Annotated in this window: 15 protein-coding genes and 1 pseudogene; 8 read left to right on the forward strand and 8 right to left on the reverse strand. The window is 68.6% G+C overall.

Annotated elements, in window-relative coordinates:
* The 3 genes from E8M01_RS17030 to E8M01_RS17040 form a co-directional block, all read right to left on the reverse strand.
* A complete protein-coding gene (locus tag E8M01_RS17030) occupies window positions 1-3,543 on the reverse strand; it encodes a hybrid sensor histidine kinase/response regulator (protein WP_136961212.1) in 3,543 nt (1,180 codons plus the stop codon).
* A 153-nt stretch (window positions 3,544-3,696) separates the two neighbouring features.
* Window positions 3,697-4,311 carry an SCO family protein gene (locus E8M01_RS17035; RefSeq protein WP_246088763.1) on the reverse strand — a complete coding sequence of 205 codons (615 nt, stop codon included), beginning with the start codon at window positions 4,309-4,311 and terminating at the stop codon, window positions 3,697-3,699.
* 27 nt (window positions 4,312-4,338) lie between these two features.
* Window positions 4,339-5,457: an MBL fold metallo-hydrolase gene (locus tag E8M01_RS17040; protein ID WP_136961213.1), complete on the reverse strand. Its 1,119-nt coding sequence runs from the start codon at window positions 5,455-5,457 to the stop codon at window positions 4,339-4,341.
* 234 nt (window positions 5,458-5,691) lie between these two features.
* Here E8M01_RS17040 and mscL point away from each other — a divergent pair, with 234 nt between their 5' ends.
* Window positions 5,692-6,105 carry a large conductance mechanosensitive channel protein MscL gene (gene mscL / locus E8M01_RS17045; RefSeq protein ID WP_136961214.1) on the forward strand — a complete coding sequence of 138 codons (414 nt, stop codon included), beginning with the start codon at window positions 5,692-5,694 and terminating at the stop codon, window positions 6,103-6,105.
* A 69-nt stretch (window positions 6,106-6,174) separates the two neighbouring features.
* Here mscL and rsmD read toward each other — a convergent pair whose 3' ends face one another.
* The gene (gene rsmD, locus E8M01_RS17050; protein ID WP_136961215.1) at window positions 6,175-6,729 is read right to left on the reverse strand and encodes a 16S rRNA (guanine(966)-N(2))-methyltransferase RsmD; all 555 of its coding nucleotides are present in this window, start codon (window positions 6,727-6,729) and stop codon (window positions 6,175-6,177) included.
* Window positions 6,730-6,732: 3 nt separating this feature from the next.
* Window positions 6,733-9,027 (reverse strand): pseudouridine synthase, encoded by a 2,295-nt coding sequence (locus E8M01_RS17055; RefSeq protein WP_425467740.1) that lies wholly within the window; start codon window positions 9,025-9,027, stop codon window positions 6,733-6,735.
* Between the two features lie 1,067 nt (window positions 9,028-10,094).
* On the opposite strand from E8M01_RS17055, the pseudogene E8M01_RS17060 reads away from it, so the two are divergent.
* Window positions 10,095-10,522: pseudogene (locus E8M01_RS17060) on the forward strand (nucleoside deaminase).
* 17 nt (window positions 10,523-10,539) lie between these two features.
* Here E8M01_RS17060 and E8M01_RS17065 read toward each other — a convergent pair.
* Both E8M01_RS17065 and E8M01_RS17070 read right to left on the reverse strand, forming a co-directional pair.
* Complete coding sequence (locus E8M01_RS17065) at window positions 10,540-12,240, reverse strand: ABC transporter permease (protein WP_136961216.1); 1,701 nt, start codon at window positions 12,238-12,240, stop codon at window positions 10,540-10,542.
* Window positions 12,241-12,244: 4 nt separating this feature from the next.
* Window positions 12,245-13,279, reverse strand: a complete 1,035-nt coding sequence (locus E8M01_RS17070; RefSeq protein ID WP_136961217.1) for a Fe(3+) ABC transporter substrate-binding protein — start codon at window positions 13,277-13,279, stop codon at window positions 12,245-12,247.
* A gap of 340 nt (window positions 13,280-13,619) precedes the next feature.
* On the opposite strand from E8M01_RS17070, the gene E8M01_RS17075 reads away from it, so the two are divergent.
* The 4 genes from E8M01_RS17075 to E8M01_RS17090 are packed head-to-tail and all read left to right on the forward strand — an operon-like array spanning window position 13,620 to window position 15,745.
* Window positions 13,620-14,519 (forward strand): MBL fold metallo-hydrolase, encoded by a 900-nt coding sequence (locus tag E8M01_RS17075; protein ID WP_136961218.1) that lies wholly within the window; start codon window positions 13,620-13,622, stop codon window positions 14,517-14,519.
* Between the two features lie 4 nt (window positions 14,520-14,523).
* On the forward strand, window positions 14,524-14,895 hold the full coding sequence (bigR, locus tag E8M01_RS17080) for a sulfite-sensing transcriptional repressor BigR (RefSeq protein ID WP_136961219.1): 372 nt from the start codon (window positions 14,524-14,526) through the stop codon (window positions 14,893-14,895).
* Entirely contained in the window at window positions 14,892-15,320 is a 429-nt protein-coding gene (locus E8M01_RS17085; RefSeq protein ID WP_136961220.1) for a YeeE/YedE family protein, read from the forward strand. The genes bigR and E8M01_RS17085 overlap by 4 nt, the downstream gene beginning before the upstream one ends.
* The gene (locus tag E8M01_RS17090) at window positions 15,317-15,745 is read left to right on the forward strand and encodes a YeeE/YedE family protein (protein ID WP_136961221.1); all 429 of its coding nucleotides are present in this window, start codon (window positions 15,317-15,319) and stop codon (window positions 15,743-15,745) included. The genes E8M01_RS17085 and E8M01_RS17090 overlap by 4 nt, the downstream gene beginning before the upstream one ends.
* Before the next feature lie 18 nt (window positions 15,746-15,763).
* On the opposite strand, the gene E8M01_RS17095 is transcribed toward E8M01_RS17090, so the two are convergent.
* Window positions 15,764-16,573, reverse strand: coding sequence for a 3'(2'),5'-bisphosphate nucleotidase CysQ family protein (locus E8M01_RS17095; RefSeq protein WP_136961222.1), 810 nt, complete (start codon window positions 16,571-16,573; stop codon window positions 15,764-15,766).
* 181 nt (window positions 16,574-16,754) lie between these two features.
* On the opposite strand from E8M01_RS17095, the gene E8M01_RS17100 reads away from it, so the two are divergent.
* Together E8M01_RS17100 and E8M01_RS17105 are read left to right on the forward strand one after the other, a co-directional pair.
* A complete protein-coding gene (locus tag E8M01_RS17100; protein WP_136961223.1) occupies window positions 16,755-17,531 on the forward strand; it encodes an extensin-like domain-containing protein in 777 nt (258 codons plus the stop codon).
* A 101-nt stretch (window positions 17,532-17,632) separates the two neighbouring features.
* On the forward strand, window positions 17,633-21,253 hold the full coding sequence (locus E8M01_RS17105) for an AsmA family protein (protein WP_136961224.1): 3,621 nt from the start codon (window positions 17,633-17,635) through the stop codon (window positions 21,251-21,253).
* Window positions 21,254-21,262: the final 9 nt, after the last annotated feature.

The following is a 21,262-nucleotide window of genomic DNA, read 5'->3' on the forward strand; positions in this document are numbered from 1 at the left end:
CTATTCGGCTGCCTGCTTCTGCACGCGCCATTGGGCGAGCAGCGCCCTGAGCGTTGCGGGTTTCAGCGGCTTGTGCAGGAGGTGGACGTTCTTCTCCTGCGCCCGGTCGCGCACCTCGGGCGAGCGATCGGCGGTGATCAGGATCGCCGGCAAGGTCGCGCCGAAGCGCCAGCGCAACTGCATCACCACATCCAGGCCATTGCCTTCGTCCAGGTGGTAATCGACGATCAGCACGTCGGGAATGGCCAAGGTTTCGTTGAGCTGGTCATGGGCGGTGCGCCAGCCCGACGCGATTAGCGTCCGGCAGCCCCAGCCGGACACCAGGGCCCGCATGCCTTCCAGGATCTTCGGCTCGTTGTCGATGGCGAGCACGATCAGCCCGTCGAGCGGCGCGGCGCGCAGGGGCGCCGGCGCCGGCCCGGCCGCCACTGCCGGCAAGGCTGGCGCAACAGGCACCTCCACCGCGAAGGCCGATCCCTTGCCGAGCCTGGAGCGCACGGTGAGCTTGTGATCGAGGACGCGGGCGATGCGCTCGACGATCGACAGGCCGAGGCCGAGGCCACGCGCCGTTTTGGAGCCCTGCTCGAGGCGCTGGAATTCGTGGAAGATGATGCGCTGCTTGCTCTGCGGAATGCCGGGACCACTGTCATGGACCTCCAGCGACAGCTTCGGTCCGCGCCGCCGGCAGCCGACCAGCACGTCACCCTTGGCGGTATATTTGATGGCGTTGGAAATCAGGTTCTGCAGCAGCCGGCGCAGCAGCCGGCGGTCCGAGCGCACGGCAAGGGTCGAGGGGATGAAGCTGAGCGTCAGGCCCTTCTGTTTCGCCATCGGCGAGAATTCGACGGCGAGCTGGCGGAACAGGTCGTCGATGCGGAAGCTCGTCACCTCGGCCTTCATGGCGCCGGCATCGAGCCTGGAAATATCGAGCAGGGCACCCAGGATCTCTTCGACCGCTTCCAGCGAAGCATCGACATTTTGCACGAGGTCGGCATCCGCGCTCTCGCCGCGCCGCTCGACCAGGCTGGTCGTATAGAGGCGTGCGGCATTCAGCGGCTGCAGGATGTCGTGGCTGGCGGCGGCCAGGAAGCGCGTCTTCGAGAGGTTCGCCTCGTCGGCCTCCGCCTTGGCGCGCGCCAGCTCGGCATTCAGCCGGGTCAGCTCCTCGGTGCGTTCGCGCACCCGCCGTTCCAGCGTCTCGTTGGCGCGCTCCAGTTCTTCGGCCGCGTCGACGCTCGCCGTCACGTCGGTGAAGGTGGTGACCACGCCGCCATCGGGCAACTGGGCGGCGCGGATCTCGACGACCAGGCCGCGCATGGCGAGCCGTTCGATCTGAGGTTCGGTTGCGGTCAGCAGGCGATGGGCGCGTTCCGCCACCAGGGTCTCGACCTCCCCTTCGCCGAATTCGCCGCGCGCGGCCAGTCCGCGCAGCACATCGTCGAAGCCGGCGCCGATATGCAGGGTCTCCGGCGGCAGGTCAAGCACCTCGGCGAAGGGCCGGTTCCAGACCATCAGCTTGCCGTCGCGGTCGAACACGCTGACGCCCTGGCGGGCATGTTCCAGCGCGGTCTGCAGCACCTCGCGATTGTACTGCATGGCGGCATTGGCATCGTCGAGCAGCTTCAGCGCATCGGTGGTCGACACCGAACGCTTCTTCAGGAGCAGCGACAGGACCAGGCGCGACGAGGCCGTGCCGATGGCCGAGGCCAGCAGACGCTCGGCATAACGCAACAGCTCGATATCGGCCTCTGACTGACCTTCGAACGGCGCGCCGCGCTCGAGCGCATAGCTGCCGAAGGCGGCCTCGGTGCGTTCGGCGCCGAGATAGCGGCCAACCGTGCTGCGCACCTCGTCGGCGGTGACGGCGGAGCGCCAGAGCCGGAAGCTCGGCGCATAGGCCGAGGGCTCGGCGGGCATGAAGACATTGGCCTGCAGCGTCTCGATGGCGATCGGCCGGCGCGACAGCGAACCGGCGACGAACACCGTCACATTGACCAGCAGCGACCAGAACACGCCATGGGCGAGCGGGTTCAGGTCGGTGAGGCCGAACAGTTGCTGGGGCCTGAGCGCCGCGATGCCGAACGGGCCGTCGGTCACCAGGGCGCGGTTGATCGCGCCGGTCTCCACCAGCATCGGCAGCAGCAGCGTATAGACCCAGATGGCGAGGCCGACGGCCATGCCCCAGGCGGCGCCGCGTGCGGTCGCCTGCTGCCAGTACATGCCGCCGAAAAAGGCCGGGGCGAGCTGGGTCACGGCGGCAAAGGACAACAGCCCGATCGACGCGAGCTGGGCGTCCCCGGCCACGCGATAATACAGATAGGCGGCGATCAGCACGCCAAGGATGATCGTTCTGCGGATCTTGAGGATGGTCGAGCCGAGATCGCCACGCTCGTCGGCGCCGCCCGTGCCGGAGGGCAACTGGCCGCGCAGCGTCAGCATGGCCGGGATGACCACGTCGTTCGAAATCATGATCGACAGCGCGACCGATGCGACGATGACCATGGCGGTGGCGGCCGACAGGCCGCCGATGAAGCCGGCGAGCGTCAGGATGTCGTTGCCGCGCGACAGCGGCAGCAGCAGCAGGGTCATGTCGCTGTCGAAGCTGCCGGGTTTGAACAGGATCAGGCCGGCCAGCGCGATCGGAATGACGAACAGGTTGATCAGCACCAGATAGATCGGGAACAGCCAGGCGGCGCGCCGGACTTCGCTGGCCGAGTAGCTCTCCACCACCACGACATGGAACATGCGCGGCAGCAGGATGGAGCAGACGAAGGCCAGCACGCTCATGGCGAAGAAGGTGCTGAAGTCGGGCCAGCGCAGCGTCGAGGCCATGATGTCCGGCCGTGCGAACGCCTGGGCGAACAGGTCGCCGAACCCGTCGAACATGAAATAAGTGACGTAGATGCCGATCGCCAGGAAGCAAACCAGCTTGACCAGGGACTCGGCCGCCACCGCCAGCATCAGCCCGTCCTGATGTTCGGTCGCATCGGCATGGCGGGTGCCGAACAGCATGGCGAAGGCCGCCATCGCCATGGCGACGAGCAATGCCAGGTCGCCGAAGAACGGCAGTTCATGGGTGATGTTGGCGAATTCGGCCGGCTTGATGGTGGTCAGGAGCGACGACGACACGGCTTTGAGCTGCAGCGCGACATAGGGGATCGTGCCGACCGTGACGATCAGGCAAACCATGCCGGCGACCGCCTGGCTCTTGCCGTAACGCGCGCCGATGAAATCGGCGACCGAGGTGATGTTCTGCGCCTTGGCGATGCGCACCATGCGGGTGACCAGCGGCCAGAGCAGGCCGAACATGATCATCGGCCCGACATAGATCGCCAGGAAATCGAAGCCGCTGCGGGCGGCAAGCCCGACCGATCCGAAGAAGGTCCAGGAGGTGCAGTAGACCGCCAGCGACAAGGGATAGATCCAGGCCCGGCTGACCACCATCCGGTCGCGCGACTTGCTGCGATCGCCGAGATGGGCGACCAGGAACAACCCGCCGAGATAGGCGAGCGCGGTGACGATGATGATGAAACTCAAACTCATCGACGGCCCGTAGCACTTCTCGCCCGCCTGGCCCGATCGGCCAAGGCGTGGGGCACCAGGCGGCGCTGGCGGCCAGACTTCATCATGCGCAACGGCGGCTGTCCAATTTAGCGGCCGGGGCGACAGGACAGGCGCCGGCGGCCTCGCCTGGGATCAGCGGTCGCGCCGCGCCAAGTGCGGCCGGATCGCCGCGGCCAGGCGGTCGGGCGGTGTCCCCGGCGGAACGAAGCCGAGATAGCCTCCGTCCCGGTCGATCAGATAGATGAAGGCCGAATGATCGACGGCATAGCTGTCGCGGTCGTCGCCGTCGGCTCGGCGAAAATAGACCTTGTAAGCCTCGGCCGCCTGGCTGACGGCCTCGGCACTGCCGGTCAGGCCGATCAGGCGCGGATGGAACAGCGGCACATATTCGGCGAGATGATCAGGCGTGTCGCGCGCCGGATCGACCGTGACGAACAATGGCTGGACGGCCTCGCCGGCCGGGCCGAGCTGGTCGATGGCCTGGCCGATCGCCAGGAGATCGGTCGGGCAGATATCCGGGCAATAGCTGTAGCCGAAATAGACCACCATCAGGCTGCCGCGAAAATCCGCATCGGTTCGCGTCCGGCCCTGATGATCGACCAGTGCGAAGGGGCCGCCGATGGGCTCGCGTGCCCACATGACGACATCCATCAGCTCGCCGGCCGACCGGCGCGCGCCGTCCGCCCCGGCCGGTGCCGTCGCCACCAGCGCGGTCAGGACGAGGGCGGTCGCCAGGATACGGTTCACCTCAGGCATTCCGTCGCGCTTGGAGCCTCAGGCGCCGAAATCGATCCGGCTGCCGGTGGTGGTGACCAGAACCTTTTCGCCGAGCTGGGCGCGCGCCTCCTGGACGAAGTTCAGGCCGCTGCAATGCATGGGAATGAGCACGTCGGGATTGAGCTTGCCGATTTCGGCGACGACCACCTTGAGATAATCCGCTGGCGCCGGGCCGAGATGAAAGCCGCCGACAATGGCATGGACCTTGTCGACGCCGGAGACCGCCTGGGCCTGGCGCACCGAATTGACGATGCCGCTATGGCCGCAGGAACTGATGACGACCAGGCCGCGATCGCGGACATTGAAGCAGGTGGCGTGCTCGTGCAGATGCTGGTCGGGGACGATCTTGCCCTCCATCTCGGCCGGCAGGTAATGCGCGATATTGCAGCCGAGCTGATCCTTGACGCCGAATTCGACGAAGGTGTTGGGCAGCACCCGCTCGATGCTGTCGCGTTTGATCTGGCCGGTGGTGAAGGCATGGCCGGCGACGACGGTTGGCGTCTCGCACAACACCGTCTTGATCCTCTGGGCCGCCAGTTCACGCCGGTCGAGCGTGCCGTTATCGACCAGTTGGCCAGCTCCCGGACCGGCCAGGCGATGGCAGAAATTGTCCTCGCCGCCGGCATAAAGCGTGACCTCGGCGGGCAGCGCCGCCCGGAACTTGTCGAGGAAGCCGTTCAGCCCGCCATAGTGGTCGGCATGTCCGTGGCTGACGATCAGGGCGTCGAGCTTGGCCGGATCGAGACCCAGGAGCTCGATATTGTTGAGCAGCACCGGCGACGTATAGGCGTAGTCGAGCATGATGGTGCGCGCCGCGCCCTGGACCTGCGATTCCAGCCAGAGCGACAGGCCCCACTCGTTGTGCAGGGTTCGGCGCCAGTTCGACGGACGTGCGGCGGCTCGGATCGAGACGCCGTTCACCTGCGCCGGGCGGAAGAAACTGTCGAAGGCGCTGTCGACCACGACGCGGATCGACAGCTTGTCGACGGCGGGCGGCGCGATTGGCGCGGCGTTTGCGATGCCGATGCAGGAGAAGCTGCCGGCCGCCGCCGCGCTGGCCATGGCGGCCGAAGCCTTCAGAAAGTCGCGGCGCCCAAGCGTCTTGAAGCTGTCCATCGTCTTGACTTTCGATCTCGTCGAGCGATCCGCGAGCGTATTTCGTCGGTCCGATCGCAGCAAGGAGCTTGGGCCGCAGGAGCATTGCCTATTGCAGGGCTCCGGGAGAAGGATTTTCCAGGCCGGCAGCCTTGCCGGGTGGGTGGTTGCATGGCAGCGCGAATTTGCCGATCGTGCAGCCAGCCGGGCGCGAAACCTCGCGCGGCGGCGACGATTACCGGCAGGAGGGCCCATATGCTCAAGGAATTCAAGGAATTTGCCCTGAAGGGCAATGTCGTCGATCTGGCCATCGGCGTGATCATCGGTGCCGCCTTTGGCCGGATCGTCGATTCGCTTGTCGGTGACGTGTTCATGCCGATCATCGGCGCGATCGTCGGCGGTCTCGATTTCTCGAATTACTTCCTTGGCCTCAGCAAGGCCGTGACCGCCGCCAATCTCGCCGATGCGCAAAAGCAGGGCGCGGTGATCGCCTACGGCAAGTTCATCACCGTCGCGATCAATTTCGCGATCATTGCCTGGGTGCTGTTCATGGTGGTCAAGGCGATGAACCGGCTGAAGAAGCAGGAGGTCGCAGCGCCGGCCACGCCGCCGCCGCCGCCGGCCGATGTCGTGCTGCTCACCGAGATCCGCGATCTCCTGAAGAAGTGAGCCTGGCCTTTTGCACGTGACGAAATCCCGGGATCGCCTCCCGGGATTTTGTCTTGGGCTCGAGATCGTTCAGGTTCTGCGGGCGATCAGCAGCTGGGTGTCGCCGGCCGCCCGCCGCTCCTCGAGCCTGAAGCCTTCGGGCAGCGCCACCTGGGCTTCCGCCGTCTCTTCGATCACCACCAGCGCGTCGGGTCTGAGCCAGCCGCCGTCGCGGGCGCTGATCAGCGCCCGCTCGGCGAGGCCCTTGCCGTAGGGCGGATCGCAGAACAGCAGGGTGAACGGCTCGAACGGCGCGACATCGCCGAGCTTCGTCGCATCGCGCCTGAGCACATTGGTCACGGCGGACAGACCGAAATGATCGATATTGCCGCGGATCAGCCCGCGTGCCTCGGCGCCCTGGTCGACGAGCGCTGCAAAGACAGCGCCGCGCGACAGAGCCTCGAGGCCCAACGCACCGGTGCCGGCGAACAGGTCGATGACCCGCGCGCCGTCGCAAGCGTCGTCATAGGCATGGGCCAGCACGTTGAACAGGCTTTCGCGCAGGCGGTCCGAGGTCGGACGGATCGCGTCCGATTTCGGCCCGTTTATCGCGCGGCCCTTGAAACGTCCACCGACGATCCGCAAGCCTCAGCGCTCCCGCTTGCCCCCGCCGGGACGGCCGCCGAAAGGCTTGCCGCCGCCCGGCTTGCCACCGCCACCCGGCCGGTCGCCGAACGGCCGGCCTTCGCGCTTGCCGCCGAAGCTTTTGCCTCCGCCGAAGCTTTTGCCCCCGCCGAAGCTTTTGCCACGGTCCGGACGATCCCCCGACGGGCGATCACCGAACGGACGGTCACCGCGAGGTTTGAAGTCCCGCTGCGGCCGATCACCCGACGGGCGGTCGCCGAAGGACCGTTCACCGCGCGGCTTGAAATCGCGATCCGGACGGTCGCCCCTGGGTTTGAAGTCCCGGCCGCCGCCGTCGCGATCGCCACCGAACGGGCGGTCGCCTCTCGGCTTGAAGCCGCGGTCCGGGCGATCGCCCGAAGGGCGGTCACCGAACGGCCGGTCGCCACGCGGCTTGAAGCCGCGATCCGGGCGATCGCCCGAGGGACGATCACCGAACGGCCGGTCGCCGCGCGGCTTGAAGCCGCGGTCCGGACGATCGCCTGACGGACGGTCACCGAACGGCCGGTCGCCGCGCGGCTTGAAGCCGCGGTCCGGACGATCGCCTGACGGACGGTCACCGAACGGCCGGTCGCCGCGCGGTTTGAAACCGCGGTCCGGGCGATCGCCTGACGGGCGGTCACCGAAGGGACGGTCGCCGCGCGGTTTGAAGCCGCGGTCCGGACGATCGCCCGACGGGCGATCACCGAAGGGGCGGTCGCCGCGCGGTTTGAAACCGCGGTCCGGGCGATCCCCCGACGGGCGATCGCCATAGGGCCGGTCGCCAAAGGACCTTTCGCCCCTTGGTTTGAAGCCACGGTCCGGACGATCCCCCGACGGGCGATCGCCATAAGGCCGGTCGCCGCGGGGTTTGAAATCCCGTTGCGGGCGATCGCCACGATCCTCGAAACGCCGCGGCCGGTCGCCGAAGCTGCGCTCCTCGCGGGCCGGTGCTTCTTCGCGTGCCACGGTTTCGTCGCCGGCGATACGCTCGACCTTGACGCGACGGCCCTTGGAATCGGTCAGGGGCGTGTCGCGTTTGAAATCGCGCTCGCCATCGGCGCGGGCCTCGCTGGCGCGCTCGCCCTTGAAACCGGGGCGCGCCTTGTTGAGCGGACCGGCATCGGTTGCCTCGGCGTCACGCCAGATGCGCGGCCGCGAGCCGAAACGATGCTCGGGGCTCTTGCCTTTCGGACGGCCGTCTTCGGCGGCCGGATCGAAGCCGCCATCCCGGTCACGACCGAAACGGCTGCCGCGATCGTCGTCACGCGAAAAGCGCTTCGGACGATCGTCGCGGTCGCCGAAGCGGCCAGGACGTTCGTTGCGCTCGCTGCGATCGCCGAAACGGGCCGGGCGTTCGTCCCGGCTGCCGAAGCGCTGGGGACGGTCGTCGCGGCCGGCCGGACGGCCAGGACGCTCGCCACGCTCGTCGCGGCGCGGGCGATCACCGCGGCCGCCGCGCTCTTCGCGCTCGCCGATCCGCTCGAACACCGGCCGGTCGAATTCGACGCCGGCCAATTCGGACAGATCTTCGCCGAGCTGGTCGCGCAGCACGCGCGTCTTGATCTCCTCGACCTCGCCCTCGGGCAGTTCGCCGAGCTGGAACGGGCCGAAGGAGACGCGGATCAGCCGGTTCACGTCGAGGCCGATCGCGCCCAGCACGTTCTTGACCTCGCGGTTCTTGCCTTCGCGCAGCGACAGGGTCAGCCAGCTGTTGGTCCCCTGGATGCGGTCGAGCTCGGCTTCGATCGGGCCATATTCGATGCCGTCCACCTCGATGCCGCCGCGCAGGCGGTCGAGCGTCGGCTGGTCGATCGTGCCATGGGCACGGACCCGGTAGCGGCGCAGCCAGCCGGTGGCCGGCAGTGCCAGCACGCGGGCAAGCCCACCGTCATTGGTCAGCAGCAGCAGGCCTTCGGTATTGATGTCGAGCCGGCCGACGGTGATCACCCGCGGCAGGTCTTCCGGCATGGCATCAAAAATCGTCGGGCGTCCCTCAGGATCGCTCGTCGTGGTCACCAGGCCGGCCGGCTTGTGGAACAGCCAGAGCCGGGTGCGCTCGCGCTCCGGCAGCCGCTCACCGTCGACCAGGACGACGTCGCTCTCGGTCACGTTGAGGGCGGGTGAGGTCAGGACCGTGCCATTGACGCTGACCCGGCCGGCCTCGATCCATTCCTCGGCCTCGCGGCGTGAGCAAAGCCCGGCCCGGGCCAGCACGCGGGCAATCCGCTCGTCGCCACGATTGACCGGCTCGACCGCGCGGTCGCGATCACGCGGCACGTTGTTGCGGTCGCGATTGGCGCGTGCGTCGTTCCAGTCGCCTTTCGGCTTGTCGAAGCGCGGCCGTTCGCCACGCTCCTCGAAGCGGCGCGGCTGCTCGTCGCGCTCGCCTGAGCGACGCGGACGGTCATCCCGGTCGCCGGAGCGGGCAGGCCGCTCGCCGCGTTCCTCGAAGCGGCGCGGCTTCTCGCCGCGTTCGCCATCGCGCTCACGCGGCGCACGCCGGGGCTGGTCGATGCCGGCTTCCGCGGCCAGAGCCTTGACCACCGGATCCTCGTCGATGTCTTCGAGAAAGGCCGGCATCTCGTCCGACGCCTCGACGGCCTTCCGGCCGCGTTTCGGCGCGGCCTCGGCGGTGGTGTCGGCCTTGCCGGCCTTTTTCGCACGCTGGGGAGCCTCTGCGGCTTCGGCGACGACCTCGGCCTGACGCGGCGTGCGCTCCGGCTTGGTCTCGACCACTTCGGCGACGGCCTCGGCGCTCTTCTTGGCGCGCTTCGGTTTGGCCTCGGCCACCGCGACGGTGGGGGTGGCCGCCTTCTTGGCGGCCTTTTTGGCCGGTTTCGGCGCGGCTTCGGCCGCGGCGACGGGCGCTGCTGCCTTCTTGGCGGGTTTCGGCTTGGCTTCGGGTGCCGCGATGGCGGCTGTGGCCGCCTTCTTGGCGGGTTTCGGCTTGGCCTCGGCCACCGCGACGGCGGGCTCGGCCGCCGTCTTGGTGCGCTTGGCCTTGGCCTCGACCGCGACCACGGCGGTTGCCGCCGGCTTGCCCGCGGTCCGTTTCGGCTTGGTTTCGGTGGCGGGCGCAGTCACGACCAGCGTCTCGGTGGCGGTCGTCGCGGCCTTGGCTCCAGCCTTCTTGTCGGCCTTCGGAGCGGTTTCGGAATCGGTTTTTCGCGTCCGGCTCGGAGCCGGACGATCATCATCGCGCTTGCGGGGCATAGGTGTCTCGTGAGATCGGGTTGTCGCGGCGCCATCCGGCGTGCGCGGCCGGGGTCCCCGGCAGGAATGGGCGCCTTTAGCACGAACGATCGGAAATGGCGAGAGATAGGACGTCCAGCGCCCCGGCCCCGATGGATATGGCGCTTGAACAAGCCCATCTCGCCGCCGCGCGCGGCGAGGTTCCGGTCGGTGCGGTGGTGGTCCGCGACGGCGTGGTGCTGGCCTCGGCCGGCAACCGGACGCTTGCCGACAAGGACCCGACCGCGCATGCGGAAATTGTCGCGATCCGCGCCGCCTGCGCGGCGCTCGGCTCCGAGCGGCTGCCCGGCTGCGATCTCTACGTGACGCTCGAACCCTGCCCGATGTGCGCTGCCGCCATTTCATTCGCCCGCATCCGCCGGCTCTATTATGGCGCGTCCGACCCGAAGGGGGGGCTGTCGACAACGGCGTGCGGCTCTATGCCGATCCGACCTGCCATCACCGGCCCGATGTCTATGGCGGCATCGGCGAGGCGGCCGCCGCCGCGCTGCTCAAGGATTTCTTCCGTGAGCGGCGCTGATCCCGGACCTTTGGCGCTCAGGAGGCGATGCGCTCGCCGGCCTTGCGTTCCTGGGCGATCATTCGGGTGATCAGGATCACCGGGATCAGCCCGATGGCGACAATGACCAGCGAGCCGGTCGAGGCCTGGGCCAGGCGCTCGTCGGAGGCGAGATTGTAGACCCTGACTGCCAGCGTATCGAAATCGAAGGGGCGGACGATCAGCGTCGCCGGAAGTTCCTTCAGCACATCGACGAAGACCACCAGTGCCGCGGTCAGCAGGGAGCGGCGCAGCAGCGGCGCGTGAACCCGTCGCGCCACGCCGTAAGGTGTCGCGCCGAGCGTCCGGGCGGCGGCATCGAAGGTCGCCGGGATCTTGTGCAGGCCGGATTCCACCGGCCCGACGGCCACCGCCAGGAAGCGCACCAGATAGGCATAAAGCAGCGCCACCGCCGTGCCCGACAGAACCAGACCGGTGCCCCAGCCGAAGGTCGCCCTGGTCCATCCATCCAGCGCATTGTCGAAGGCGCCGAGCGGCACGAGAATGCCAACCGCGATGACCGTGCCGGGCACGGCATAGCCGATGCTGGCGATCCGGATCGCGCCCGCCGTCACCGTGCCCGGCGCCAGCCTTGCCGCATAGGCGACGAATGCGCCGGTCGCGACGACCAGGATGGCGGCAAGCCCGGCCAGCAGAAACGAGTTCTGGGCATAATGCAGGAAGCGTGGCCCGAGCAGCGGGTCGCCGCCGTCGAGATGCAGCCTGGCCAGTGCCGCGACCGGCACTGCGAAGCCGAACAGCACGGGCAGGGCGCAGGCGATGATCGCGCCCGCCGCCGCCGCCGGCTTCAGCCGCAAGGGCACCAGCCGGCGGTGCCGGCGGGCGCCGGCGCCGAAACGCCGGCCGCGCCTGGCGGCGATCTCGATGACCACCAGCACCAGCACGAAGGCGAGCAGAGCGGTGGCGAGCTGGGCCGCGGCGATCCGATCGCCCATGCCGAACCAGGTACGGTAGATGGCGGTGGTGAAGGTGGTGACGCCGAAATATTCGACTGTGCCGAAATCGGCCAGCGCCTCCATCAGCGCCAGCGCGACGCCGGCGGCGATCGCAGGCCGGGCCATCGGCAGGCCGACCCGGAAGAACGCGCCCCAGGGGCCGGCGCCAAGCGTGCGCGCCGCCTCCAGCACGCAGACCGACTGGTCGAGAAAGGCGGCGCGCGCCAGCAGGTAGACATAGGGATAAAGCACCAGGGTGAGCATGGTGCTGACGCCCCAGAGCGACTGGATGTCGGGGAACCAGTAGTCGCCGTGCGACCAGCCGGTGAGGCCGCGCAAGGCGGCCTGCACCGGGCCGGCAAAGGCCAGCGCGTCGGTATAGGCGTAACCGATGATATAGGCGGGAATGGCCAGCGGCAGCAGCAGCAGCCATTCCAGCAAGCGCGAGCCGGGAAACCGGCAAAGCGTCACCAGCCAGGCGGTGCCGACCCCGATCACCGCCGTGCCGACGCCGACAAAGGCCATGAGCCCGACGCTGTTGACCAGGATTTCCGGCAGCACCGTCTCGATGAGATGGCCGATGGCGCCGCCCGAGGGCTGCAGCGCGGTCAACACCACGGACAGGATCGGCAGTGAAATCAGTGCCGCAAGCCCGATCGCCAGGGCGATCAAGACTCCGCGCCCGGCCAGCAGGGCCGGACGCCAGGCCGCGCGGGGCGCTGGCTCGAAGACGACGTCGGTCACGCCGTCACTTCCAGCCGGCGCGATCCATGATCTTCAGGGCCTCGGCATTGTTCTTGGCGAACACGCCGGCATTCAGGCCGTCGGCCTTGAACTTGCCCCAGGCGGCAACTTCCGGCGGCCAGTCGACGCCGGTCACGGCCGGGTATTCCGAATTGCCGAAAGCGAAATAGCGCTGGGCCGCCGCCGTCGAGAGATATTCGAGATAGGCGCGCGCCGCTTCGAGGTTCTTGGCGTGGCGGGCGATGCCGGCCGCCGAGATATTGACGTGGGTGCCGCGGTCGCCCTGGTTTGGAAACACCACGCGGATCTTCTCGACGATGGCCTTGTCTTCGGGTTTGGTCGAACGCGCCAGTCCGCCGAAATAATAGGTATTGGCGACCGCGATATCGGCTTCGCCGGCGGCCACCGCCTTGATCTGGTCGGTATCGCCGCCGCGCGGCGGGCGGGCGAAATTGGCCACCACGCCCTTGGCCCAGGCCTCGGTCTTGTCGGCCCCGTGGGCCGCCAGGATCGAGCCGGTCAGCGACTGGTTATAGACATTGGTGGAGGAGCGGATGACCACCTTGCCCTTCCATTTCGGATCGGCCAGATCCTCATAGGTCGCGATCGCACCATCCGCGACACGCTCCTTCGCAACCAGCAACACCCGGGCGCGGGTCGAGAAGCCGAACCAATGGCCGTCCGGATCGCGATAGCTGGCCGGGATCCGGCTTGCCAGCGCCTCGGACGCGAAGGGCTGCAGCAGGCCTGCCTCGCGGGCCCGCTCGATGCGGCCGGCATCGACGGTAACCAGCACGTCGGCCGGTGAATTGGCGCCTTCCGAGCGCATGCGCTCCATCAGCGGATCGGGCTGCGCCTCGACCCGGTTGACGGTGATGCCGGTGGCCTTGGTGAATTCCGCATAAAGCGCTTCGTCGGTGTCGTAGTGCCGCGACGAATAGAGGTTGAGCACGCGCGTCTGGGCGCGCAACAAGGCCGGGGCGGCGACAACGAGGGCGGCGCCGCCGAGGAGGGCGCGACGGGTGGGTGACAGGGTCATGTTTCGATCTCCGCCATGCGCTGCTCAGCACGGCGCGGTTGTTGGGTAGTCCAGCGATGGTGCCGGATGCCTGGGACGCGCATCCTAGCGCCCGCGGCCCTTCATGCAAGTATCTGAAAATACATTGGAATATTTCGAAACTGGCAGTTTAGAAATGATCCAGGCGGAGGAAATTTCCCAAACCTCACGGTGACTTCCGGCATGTTGCGGTGGCGCGGCCGGCGGCTGCGATGGCCGCACCAGCCTCACGTCACGCTTGCCTTCGCATGATATATATTATATTTGACTATATAATGAAGGTTGCCAAGCGTCGCGATATTCATCTCGAGAGCCATCAGTCATGAATGAAGCCGCCGGCAGCGCCGCCCGCCGCCCCGAGGTCACCGGTTTTTATGATCGGCGGACTTCCAGCATTCAATATGTCGTCACCGATCCCGCGACCAAGATCTGCGCGATCATCGACCCCGTGCTGGATTTCGACGAAAAGTCGGGCGCCACGGCGACGACCAGCGCCGACGCCATCCTGGCCCATGTCGCGGACCATGGTTTGTCGGTCGCCTGGATCCTGGACACCCATCCGCACGCCGATCATTTTTCCGCCGCCCAATATCTCAAGGCCAGGACCGGCGCGCCGACGGCGATCGGCGCCAGGGTGGTCGATGTTCAGGCCCTCTGGAAGGGACTTTACGGTCTGCCGGATCTGCCGGCCGACGGTTCGCAATGGGACCGGCTGTTCGCCGAGGGCGACCGGTTCGACATTGGCGGGATCGAGGGCCGCGTGATGTTCTCGCCCGGCCATACGCTGGCCTCGGTGACCTATGTCATCGGCGACGCGGCCTTCATCCACGACACACTTTTCATGCCCGACAGCGGCACGGCGCGTGCCGATTTTCCCGGCGGCGATGCCCGCCAGCTCTGGCGCTCGATCCAGGCGATCCTGGCGCTGCCTGGCGATGTCAGGCTGTTCACCGGCCACGACTACCAGCCGGGCGGGCGCCCGCCCTTATGGCAGAGCACGGTGGCCGCGCAGAAGCGCGACAATGCCCATGTCGTGGACAAGACCGAGGCCGAGTTCGTCGCCTTGCGCCAGGCGCGCGATCGCACGCTGCCGATGCCCAAGCTGATCCTGCACGCCCTGCAGGTGAACATTCGCGGCGGCCGGCTGCCAGAGCCCGAGGCCAACGGCCGACGTTATCTCAAATTCCCGCTCGGCGCGCTCGACGGCGCGGCATGGGGGTGATGTCATGACAACGATCGGCGTTACTGCTGGCCAGCAGGTCAAATCCGCAAATATCGCCGCCGTCATGCAGCAGCGGGCAGGCGAGGCCGCGGGTCTCTTGCGCACGCTCGCCAACCGCAATCGGCTGATGCTGGTCTGCACCCTCGTCGAAGGCGAGTTCTCGGTCGGCGCGCTGGAGGACCGGCTCGGCATCCATCAGCCCACCCTGTCGCAGCAGCTCACCGTGCTGCGCGCCGCCGGCATTGTCGAAACCCGCCGCGTATCCAAACAGATCTTTTACCGGCTGACCGGAACCAAGGCCGCCGAGCTTGTCGGCGCGCTCTATGCCATCTTCTGCACGGACGCGGCCGAACCGGCCAAGGAGGACGCGCGATGACCGGCTACTGGCCTTCTCTTGTCGGCGGCATGCTGATCGGATTGTCGGTCGCCATGCTCATGCTGCTCAACGGCCGCATCGCCGGCATCAGCGGCATTGTGGCAAGCCTGTTTCGACCGCTGTTCAGGCCGCTCGACCAGCGGCTTGCCGCCAGCGCCGCCTTCATCATCGGCCTGTTGCTCGGTCCGCTGCTTTATCGGGCAGGTTTCGGTCAATGGCCGGCGGTTCATATCCAGGTATCCCTGCCATTGATCGCGGTGGCCGGCCTGCTGGTCGGCTTCGGAACCCGGCTCGGATCCGGCTGCACCAGCGGCCATGGCGTCGCCGGCCTCGCCCGGCTGTCGCCGCGATCGGTGGTGGCCGTCGTCACCTTTCTCGGCACCGCCGTGCTGACCGTCCTGATCATGCGAGGGCTTGGCACATGATCTTGTTCCGGCTTCTCGCAGCCCTTGCCTCCGGCACGATCTTCGGCTTCGGCCTGTCGCTCTCGGGCATGCTCGACCCGGCGCGCGTCCGCGGCTTTCTCGACGTGACCGGGAATTGGGACCCGAGCCTGGCCTTCGTGCTGGGCGGCGCGGTGATGGTGGCAGGGCTTGGCACCTGGCTTCAACGGAAGCTCCAGCGGCCGGCCTTCGACCGGGCTTTCGACCTGCCGGCCGACACCGCCATCGACCGGCGCCTCGTCGTCGGGTCGGCCATTTTCGGCCTTGGCTGGGGCATGGCCGGGCTCTGCCCCGGTCCGGCGGTCGCTTCTCTCGTCCTTGGGCTTGCGCCGACGGCCCTGTTCGTCGCGGCCATGGCGATCGGCATGATCGTTCACGACCGGTTGCTGCCGAGTGGCCGGGTCTGACGCCGTCGCGGCCTTGTCTCAGCCGGTCAGCCTCAATGCGCCGCTGCTCGCCAGGAACGAGGCCGTGCGGAAGCGGACCTCGGCGCGGCCATAGACGATCGCGCCACCTTCCGGCGTGGTCATCCGCCCCCCGGCGGCGACCAGCAGGGCATGGCCCGCGGCGATGTCCCATTCGGTGATCGGCGCGAAGCGGACCGTGAGATCGGCGCCGCCCTCGGCGATGACGGCATATTTCAGCGACGACCCCATGGCCAGGCGGCGGGTCACGCCGTGTTTTGCCAGGAACGTCTCGCTGGCGGCTTCCGGATGCGAGCGGCTCACCAGCGCGACCGGACCTTCGGCCGGCACCGCGCGGGTGCGGATCGGCGACCGGTCGGCGGCCGCGGTGATCACTTCCCCCGGTGCCAGTGTCATAGCCTCGGCCTTGCCGGCTGCACCGATCCACAACCGGTGGCGCGCCGGCGCATAGACGATGCCGGCGACCGGGCTGCCGGCCGAGACGAGGCCGATATTGACGGTGAATTCGCCATTGCCGGCAATGAATTCGCGCGTGCCGTCGAGCGGGTCGACGGCAATGAACAGGTCGGTGCTGACCGGCAGCTTGCCGGCGGCGGCCGACTCCTCCGCCAGCACCGGCACGCCCGGCAGGAGCTTTGCCAGGCCTTCGAGAATGATTTCTTCGGCTTCCTGGTCGGCCGCGGTGACCGGCGATCCGTCGGCTTTCGCCGTGCTGACGCAGCCGTAATGCGCCATCACCCGGTGGCCGGCGGCGACCGCCAGCGTTCCGAGCGCGTCGATCAGGGCGGAATCATTGAACCGAATGGGCATGCTCCTGTTTAGGCCGGGCTCCGGCTCAGGGGAAGCGTCTCCAGCGCCGGCATTGCAGCCGTCCCGTGCAGAGGCAGGCTCTTCAGATTTTCTTCACCGCCTTTCTTGGGCTGCCGTTCACCCCGCGCCGTCATGATGAACGCCGGGTTAGGGGCTTCTCGCAAATTGTCGGGACAGGCCGGTGAGTATTGTGTTCGGCAGGGAAATTTTCAGCCGCAAGGCAGTGAAATGGGTGATCTTCGCAGCAGTCGGGCTGACGCTCGCGGCCTGCGGACGTTATGCCTATGAGCGGCGCGAAGCCTGGCGGTCCGAGCTGGAGAGCCGCTGCATGTCGTCGGGCGCGGTGCAGATGTCGCGTTATGTCCAGCGCACCAACGCGATCAATGGTCCCGGCGGCTGCGGCATGGACTTTCCGCTGCGCGTCGCCGCCCAGTCGCAGGGCGCGGTCGCCTATAACCGGCCGCAGACGCTGGCTTGCCAGATGGTGCCGACCGTCGATCGCTGGATCGACAACGTGGTTCAGCCTTCGGCCCAGCGCTGGCTCGGCGCCAACGTCGTCGAGGTCAAGGCCGGCTCGTTTGCCTGCCGCGGCATGGTCGGCGGCTCGGCCTCGCGGATGTCCGAACACGCCTATGGCAATGCGCTCGATGTCTTCGCCTTCGTGCTGTCCAATGGTCAGACCGTGGTCATTCGTTCGCATTGGCGCAGCGACGGCGCGGAATCGGCCTTCCTGCGCGAGATCTTCATTCGCGCCTGCGACCATTTCACCACGGTGCTCGGGCCCGGCTACAACTCGTTCCATTACGACCATTTCCATCTTGACCTGGCGCGCCACGACGCGCGCTGGACCCGCCGGGTCTGCCGGCCGCGGCCGGAGACGATCCAGATGCCGGCGCAGGCCACACCGGCCGGCAGCTTCGGCTGGGGCTTCGGCAATCAGGGCGGTATGATCCGCTGATCCAATAAACGGTCGATCGGGGGCGGGCGGGTCGTTCCGCCTTCCGATCGCCATCACCATGGCCTACACTCGCCAGACGCTTCTCGCGGGACCGCGCCATCGTGCAGAACACGCTCCTCGCCATCGGGATCGCCTTGATCATCGCGATCCTCTCGGCTCTGGTCGGGCCGTGGCTGATCGATTGGAACAGCCACAAGCCGCTGATCGAGGCGGAAGCCGGGCGGCTGTTCGGCCTGCCGGTCCGGATCGGCGGCGACCTGACCATCCGGCTCTTGCCGACCATCGCCGTCGACGCTCGCGACGTGACCATTGGCGGCGCCGAAAGCGGCGCGAAGATCGGCCGTCTGCGCGGCGAATTGCGGGTGGCGCCGCTGTTGCGCGGCGAGGCGGCGCTCACCGCCGTCCATCTGCGCGATGTCGACCTGACCTTGCTCGACCAGGGGCTGCCGGCCCAAGGCCTGGCGGCCGAGGAGATCACCATCCAGAATGCCCGCCTGTCGGTCGCCGATGCCGCGGGCGGGCGCACGCTGGTCGCCGAGCGGATCGCGCTGACCGGCGAAGCGCGCGGCGCGCGGGGGCCGGTGCGCCTGGAAGGCTCGGCGGTCGTCGCCGGACGCCCGATGCCGCTGCAGATCCTGGCGAACTTCCCGGAAGCCGGCGGCCTGATGCTGCGCCTTCGTTCGGTCGACCGGGTGACCGGTTTCGGCGTCGAGGCGGAAGGGACGACCGGCGGGCCGGGCAATCCGCGCTTCGACGGCACCATCATTCTGTCCGGTGATGCCGGGGCTCTGCCCTGGCGGATCGGCGGCGCCGCCTCGGTCACCGCCTCGGCGCTGGTCTTCGAGCGGGCCGAAGCCATGCTCGGCTCAGGCGAACGGGCGGCCCGCGCGACCGGCTCGCTGCGTTATGTCTGGGGCGAGACGCCGGCGCTCGACGCCATCGTCACGGCCCGCCAGGTCGATCTCGACCGGCTGACCGACACCACTGGCGGGCCAGCCGCGGGCAATCCGCGCACGCCGCGCGAGGTGATCGCCGCCTTGATCGCGGCGGTGCCGGCGCTTGGCGGCTCAGACCTGCCTGTCACCGTCGGCCTCGATGTCAGCGGCGTGACGATTGGCGGGGCCCTGGTCGCCGACCTGCGCGGCGACTTGCAATCCGGCGCTGACGGCTGGTCGGCCGAACGGCTGGCGGCGCGGCTGCCCGGCGACAGTGGCGTCGAGCTCAAGGGGCGGATCGCGCTCCGACCGGAGCTCGGTTTTTCCGGAGCGCTGGCGCTGCAATCCACGCGCCCCGGCCTGCTGCTGTCCTGGCTCGACGGCCAGGCGACGCCGGCCGGTACGCTGGACGACCCGATCCGCCTGTCGACCAGCATGACGGCCGAACCTGGCCGGCTGGTCCTCGACCGGCTGGAGGCGGCCACCGCAGCGGGTGATGCCAGGGGCCGCATCGCGCTCGACATGCCGGCGCTCGGCCGGCATGCGCTGACCCTCGATCTGGCGGCGGAAGCGCTCGATCTCGATCTGCTCTTGCGGCTCGCCCGCGGCGCTGGCGCGCGCCTCGATCCGGCCACCGACACGCGGCTGCAGTTGAAGGCCGCCGAAGCAAGCTTTGCCGGTGTCGCGGCGCGCGGCCTCGACGTGACGATTGCCTCCGACGGCAACCGTTTCGACGCGGAGCGGCTGAAGATCCGCGATCTCGCCGGCATCGGTCTCGACCTGACCGGCCGCCTCGACGGCCTGGGCGGTCCCCTCAATGGCCGGCTCGCCGGCCGGCTGACCGCGGACAAGATCGATGCCTTGGTCGCCTTCCTGGCGCGCGACGAGGCGACGGCCCGCATCGGCCGGTTGCTGGCCGACCGAGCCGCCTCGCTCGGCGGAACTGATCTGGCGTTGAGCTTCGAGGCCGGCGCCGGCGCCGGCGCGGCGCTCAAGCTCCGGGCCCAGGGGCGCGTCGGCGCGGCCTGGATGCATCTCGAGGCCGCGGGCACCGGTGAGCTCGCCAGCCTCGAGCGGCTGGCCGGCCAGGCGAGCCTCGTCCTGGAAGCGCCACGCGCCGATCAGCTCCTTGGCCTCGCCACCGGGGTGCCGCCTCTTGGCGCCGCGACGGCGACCCCGAGCCGCCTGGAACTGGTGGTCGACAGGCCGGTGAACAGCCCGATCAGTCTGCGCGGCGAAGCCCAGGCCGCCGATACGCTGGTCAATTTTACCGGCACCCGCGGCACCGATGGGCGCAGCAATCTGAGCGTCACGCTGGCATCACCCGATATCGCGCCGATCTTGCCTTTGGCTGGCGTGCCGGCGGAGCTTGCCGGTACGGTTCCGGCCAATCTGTCGGCGCGGATCGAATCGAGCGAAGCCAGCTGGCGCATCGACGGGCTGGAAGGGCGTGTCGGATCGACCACGCTGAAGGCCGCCCTTGCCGGGCGGGGGCGGACGATCATTGGCAGCGTCGGCGTCGGCGCCCTCAGCTTCGAGGCCTTGGCCAGCTTGCTCACCGGCCCGGCCTGGCTGATCGATACCGAGGCGGGCCGGGTCGCCGACGCATCGTTCAGCCGCACGCTGCTCGACGGCCTTGATGGCGAGATCGCGGTCGGCGCCGAAAGCCTCGGGCTCGGCGGCTCGTCCGCCTTGACCGGTGTCACCGTCACGCTGCTCCGCCAGGGTTCGAAAACGGCGCTCAGGGATTTCAGGGCGAGGCTCGCCGCAAGCACCGTGACCGCCGACGTCGCGCTCGATCGCACGGCGCTGGCGACCGTTGTCCAGGCGACGTTCGGCGTCGATCGGGTGCCGCTGGCCTTGGTCTTTCCAGGGGCTGCCGGCGCTGGGCCGCTGTCGATCACGCTGAGCGGCGACGGCACCAGCCCGGCGTCGCTCCTGGCGAGCCTGCGTGGCGAAGGCCGCCACGCCTGGCCGCGAACGACGGTTGCCGGCGTCCACCCAACCGCGCTCCGGCGGGCGACCCGGACAGCCGAGATCGCGCAGGATTTCGGCCGGCCGCTCGACGATGCCGGCTTCGCGGCGGCCTTGACGCGCGAACTGGCGAAACCGGTCGATCTCGGCCCGATCGACATTCCGCTGACGCTGTCCGGTCCACGCCTCAGGGCAGGCGAGGCTGCTTTCGCCATTGCCGGCGGGCGGGTCAGCTGGAGCGGCAGCGCCGATCTGGTGGCCGGCGAACTGGCGGCCAGCGTCAGGATTGCGCCCGAGCCGCCACCGCGCGCCGAGACCGTGCCGTTGATCGCCTTGTGGTTCGACGGTCCGCTCGGTGCGGCCGCCGGCCGGCTCGATGCCGACGACGTCTCCGGCTGGCTCGGCCTCCGCTTGGTCGAACGCGAGGCGCTGCGCATCGAAATGATCGAGAGCGACCGGTTCGAGCGGCAACGCCAGCGCGCCTTCACCCGCCTGCCCCTGCGCCCGCCGGAAGAGCCGGCGCCGGCGGCTGCGTCGCCGGACCTGGAACCGGCACCTGCCGCGGCCGCGGTCGAGCCGCGAATCGAAATGCCCGAAAGCCGGCCGGATTCGACGCCTTTGCCGTTGCGCCGTCCGGCCGAACCGCGCCCGCCGTCGCGGATCGCCACCCCGCCGCCGCAGCCTCCGGACCTGCCGTCGGTCGTGCGCCGGGCTCTCGATGGCCAGCGCGCGACGCCCGGCGAACCCATGTCTATCCTGCCGCCGCTGCCGCCGCCGGTCGAAATCGGGCCCGCGCCGGGCATGCGGCGCTGAGGCTCGCGA

It is taken from the genome of Phreatobacter stygius (genome assembly GCF_005144885.1).
Classification (GTDB): Bacteria; Pseudomonadota; Alphaproteobacteria; order Rhizobiales; family Phreatobacteraceae; genus Phreatobacter; species Phreatobacter stygius.

What these genes read in the sequence shown, in the direction of transcription:
- E8M01_RS17030 (WP_136961212.1), bottom strand. Translation starts at nt 3,543, where the DNA reads ATGAGTTTGAGTTTCATCATCATCGTCACCGCGCTCGCCTATCTCGGC.
- E8M01_RS17040 (WP_136961213.1), bottom strand. Translation starts at nt 5,457, where the DNA reads ATGGACAGCTTCAAGACGCTTGGGCGCCGCGACTTTCTGAAGGCTTCG.
- mscL (WP_136961214.1), top strand. Translation starts at nt 5,692, where the DNA reads ATGCTCAAGGAATTCAAGGAATTTGCCCTGAAGGGCAATGTCGTCGAT.
- E8M01_RS17070 (WP_136961217.1), bottom strand. Translation starts at nt 13,279, where the DNA reads ATGACCCTGTCACCCACCCGTCGCGCCCTCCTCGGCGGCGCCGCCCTC.
- E8M01_RS17075 (WP_136961218.1), top strand. Translation starts at nt 13,620, where the DNA reads ATGAATGAAGCCGCCGGCAGCGCCGCCCGCCGCCCCGAGGTCACCGGT.
- bigR (WP_136961219.1), top strand. Translation starts at nt 14,524, where the DNA reads ATGACAACGATCGGCGTTACTGCTGGCCAGCAGGTCAAATCCGCAAAT.
- E8M01_RS17085 (WP_136961220.1), top strand. Translation starts at nt 14,892, where the DNA reads ATGACCGGCTACTGGCCTTCTCTTGTCGGCGGCATGCTGATCGGATTG.
- E8M01_RS17090 (WP_136961221.1), top strand. Translation starts at nt 15,317, where the DNA reads ATGATCTTGTTCCGGCTTCTCGCAGCCCTTGCCTCCGGCACGATCTTC.
- E8M01_RS17095 (WP_136961222.1), bottom strand. Translation starts at nt 16,573, where the DNA reads ATGCCCATTCGGTTCAATGATTCCGCCCTGATCGACGCGCTCGGAACG.